The organism is uncultured Subdoligranulum sp. (assembly GCF_937890665.1).
This window is the reverse complement of the sequence record NZ_CALADU010000065.1, coordinates 1-3,689: the sequence shown is the minus strand read 5'-3', so window position 1 is coordinate 3,689 and position 3,689 is coordinate 1. Positions and strand designations below refer to the sequence as shown.

General features: G+C 46.8%; 2 protein-coding genes and 1 pseudogene. 1 reads left to right on the top strand and 2 read right to left on the bottom strand.

Annotation, left to right across the window (positions count from 1 at the left end; all coding sequences use genetic code 11):
- Positions 1 to 211: 211 nt before the first annotated feature.
- Together Q0526_RS03545 and Q0526_RS03540 are read right to left on the bottom strand one after the other, a co-directional pair.
- Entirely contained in the window at positions 212 to 1,687 is a 1,476-nt protein-coding gene (locus tag Q0526_RS03545) for a sigma 54-interacting transcriptional regulator (protein ID WP_298730908.1), read from the bottom strand.
- Positions 1,602 to 2,108 carry a PrpR N-terminal domain-containing protein gene (locus tag Q0526_RS03540; protein ID WP_298730906.1) on the bottom strand — a complete coding sequence of 169 codons (507 nt, stop codon included), beginning with the start codon at positions 2,106 to 2,108 and terminating at the stop codon, positions 1,602 to 1,604. Before Q0526_RS03540 ends, Q0526_RS03545 begins: the two co-directional genes overlap by 86 nt.
- A gap of 1,271 nt (positions 2,109 to 3,379) precedes the next feature.
- Between Q0526_RS03540 and Q0526_RS03535 the strand changes: the two are divergent.
- A pseudogene (locus Q0526_RS03535) lies at positions 3,380 to 3,689 on the top strand (hypothetical protein); the annotation flags it as partial.

Below are 3,689 nucleotides of genomic sequence, written 5' to 3'. Positions count from 1 at the left end.
GTACGTGCGGGATGCGTGTGGATTCTGCAACCAACGGATACCATGAAAATTCCCCCTTTTCTTCAAAGCAATTCACAATCGCTTTAAACAAGTATAAAGCAATTTACATGCCATATCCATATAAGAAAATCCAGCCGATTTCTACCGAAAAAAGGCAAAAATCGGCTGGAACAGTTGCATCATGCAATGGAGACTGTGCATTATGCAATCATCAAAGAGAAATTTCTGTATCAAAATCCCGTAGTTTCCTCCACAAAGTTGAGGGGTGAATACCCAGCAGCTGCGCAGCAGCTGTACGGCTGCCTCCCGTCTGATCCAATGCCTTTCGAATCAGATTGGATTCCGCTTCCTCCAGGGTAGGGAAATGGCCCTCCCTAGAAACAGGCAGCTCTTTTGTGGCCTCATTCTGCGCAAGGGCGCGGGCGTTCTCCCCCGTAATAAGCGGCGGATCAGACAAAATCATCAGGCGTTCAATAAAGTTGGACAGCTGACGAATATTCCCCGGCCATTCTAGGCTTTGGAGAACTTCCAGCGCCTCAGGAGCAAATCCCGTAACGTGTGTATTCAGGGCCTTGTTCTTGTTCTGTAAAAGGGACTGTGCCAGTAGCGGAATATCCTCTCTGCGCCAGGACAAAGGCGGAACCTTTAATTCCAGTACGCTCAGCCGGTAATAGAGGTCTGCCCGGAATGCCCCCTGCTGCACAAGAGTCCTCAGATCCCGATTGCTGGCAGCAAGGATCCGAATATCAACGGGTATCACTTTGTCATCACCGATCCGGACTACCTGACGTTCTTGGATCACCCGAAGCAGACGCGCCTGCATGTTGGGTGGGATCTCACTGATTTCATCCAAGAAAATAGTACCTCCATTTGCTGCTTCAAATAAACCGGTTTTCCCGTTGCTGCGGGCGCCTGTAAATGCACCTTTTACATAGCCGAACAGCTCACTTTCCAGCAACTGTTCCGGTAAGGCAGCACAGTTAATCGCCAGAAAAGGTTCGTTGCGGCGAGGACTCGCATTGTGGATCCCCTGGGCAAACAACTCTTTCCCGGTGCCCGTCTCTCCCAGGATCAAAACCGTGCTGTTGTACTGAGAAAAGCGGCGCGCCATTTGCCGGGCCTGAGAAATAGCCTCCGATTTGCCAATAATATTGGAAAGGCGCCATGTGGCAACATGGCCGTTCAACTCATGAATGCGTTTGGCAGAGCGTTCCAGCATCCGAATATCCGCCATGTCGTGAATGGAGAGTAATATGCCAACAGATTTTCCATCCAGTTGGATCGTGTTGCGCTGCAAAACGACCGGATGGGCCTCCGGATCAGCCAGACCACTTTCATTGGTAAGAGAATCTACAATATGACGATTCGCCAGCAGCTGGTCGGCATTCTGCCCGCAGGCTTCCTCATTTACAGTGCCAATAATGCGCTCTGCAGAGGCGTTGAGCTGTGAAATGATACCGTCGCGGTCCGTAATAATAAGCCCTTCTTGCGTATAATTCATAACAGCGTGTATTAGCTGATCGTTTTCCGCGCGGTGTACTACAAAATCCAGCAAAGAACGCGCAGTCTGTATGGAAAACTCAACCATTTTTTCATCAACGTCAAACAAAATCCCGATTTTCCCGTTGATTCGCGCCTGCTTCGCCAGGCGTGGACGAAATGACCACGTCAAAATCGCCTTGGTCAAGATATTCTTGAACCTGCTCTTCAAAGGGGCGGTCGAGAGACAGCACAGCCGCCTGAATAGAATGGGTTGGATTTTGAAACAACTCCAGACTGCGCTGGACAAAATAATTAACATAGGTACTGGCAACTATGAGAATCTTATCGGAAAAAGCAATTCCCTCCTGAATGGCTCTGGCAAACTCCGTATTTGTAAAAAGCAGTTCCAGAACAGGCACAGAAAGATGCTTGCGTAAATACAGAGCCGTCAGTCCGGTGCTGACAATCACCCGGCTCCCCTGAGCGATCATCCGCTTCGCAATTTCCAAAGCTCCGGACATGGTTCCATAATATACCGGATAGTTAACATCACAACGCTGCATAACCCGTTGGACAGTTTCAATAATCCGGTCATTCGGAATAATATAAAGGACAGAAATATCCATCGCAAATGCACCTCTTTGAATAAAATATCAAGCTGTCTACCAAAAGGGAAGTTTGAATTTTACCATGGAAAGTTCAGTAATATATGGAATTGTTCATGCCATATTCCCGCATATAGATTCTGCATTTCGTATTCCCAAGAATAGATACGGTCTCCTTCTTTACCGTATTGAGGTTCAACATTATCAAAACATTTTCCTGTGTCTGCGGCAGTCTCGTCTAAAAGATATGCGATTAAGCCAACGATCTCTGTAGTGTCTTGCAGTTCTTTTCCGTAATGGCTCTGTTATTGCTTCTGGTACATATGGCGCATATTGTGAAGTATCGAGTAGTTTGCACTTAAGTAGTCTCTAAAATGGTTGAATCCCGTTTTATATTGTGCGCAAGATCAAATCTGTTTCCAATGACAAAAAGGTTGCGCATACTTTGCTCCTTTGAATTTCTCCATACATCTGTTATTAACTGATCCTTATTGCTATATAGCAAAGCAGATATCGGAAATTCTTAATTTTAACAGGTGTGGTGTATATTGCTTTTTATTATATCATCAACAATGGCCCTGCTGACAAGAGCGCAAGAAAAAATTCTTTTTTAACCTGTAATTAACAAAAAAGAGCACCGCAATCGAATTGCTCTAATTCGATTGTGGTGTTCTCAATTTACCTGCTCAAGGATTTAAATTCGGCATTTTTCCTATGCGGAAACACCCTGCTGCTCCGCATGGAAGTCTTCTGCTGCCCTATAAAGAAAGAGTGCCACAAACAGTTCCTCTATCCATTTTGAATCCTAATTCCTATGCTTTTGAAAATGGAGGGAAACACCGTCACAGCCTGAAAGCTTAGTTTGCAGGGCTGGACATAGCCTTTGCAGAGCCTGAGCCATCATCTATGTGTTTTCCTAACAGAGAGCGGTTTCTGGGATTTTATCGATGCAAGTTTTAGTTGATAATTTCCATGTAATTAGGTATGATGGAAAAGAACCATCCGACCTTGTGGTTTGAAGAGAAGCAACTAACCATATAAAAGTATCACAAGCAACTTACACTATACGCGTGGAATCATGCGTGATGTAGGCGGAAGTTTTTGGAGATGCACACGAATCAGTTAAAGATAACTTTGATTCTATATAAAAAATGGATTTTGCCTGTGGAGAAAACCACATCTGGGGGTAGATGTGGCTTCTTTCTTGCGGCCTTTTCACGCCCTGCGTCAGCCTGTCCAAGTGACAGGGTGTCGCGGGGCGTCTTTCTGTCTTTGGAAAGGAGTCAACGAATATGAGCCTGAAATACGCCTGCCCCGGCTGTGGGACCTCTTTGGGCTATGAGGGATTGTGCTGGAAATGTAAGTGCGAGCAGGATCGGCAAGCTGCTCTTGCCTGGACGCCGGAACAAATTGGCGAAAAGCAGAAAAATCTCATTCAGAACATCCGGCGGCTGGCGGAGATGGAGGACCCGGAGTTCACCGACTTCTGGCAGCTGCTGGGGGACCGGGATGCCATCGCCCCGGAGATCCAGCGGGCGGCACTGGCCGCAGAGGTGTTCTGGCCCTGTGAGATCTATTATCACGCTCCCGCCGATGTGCGGG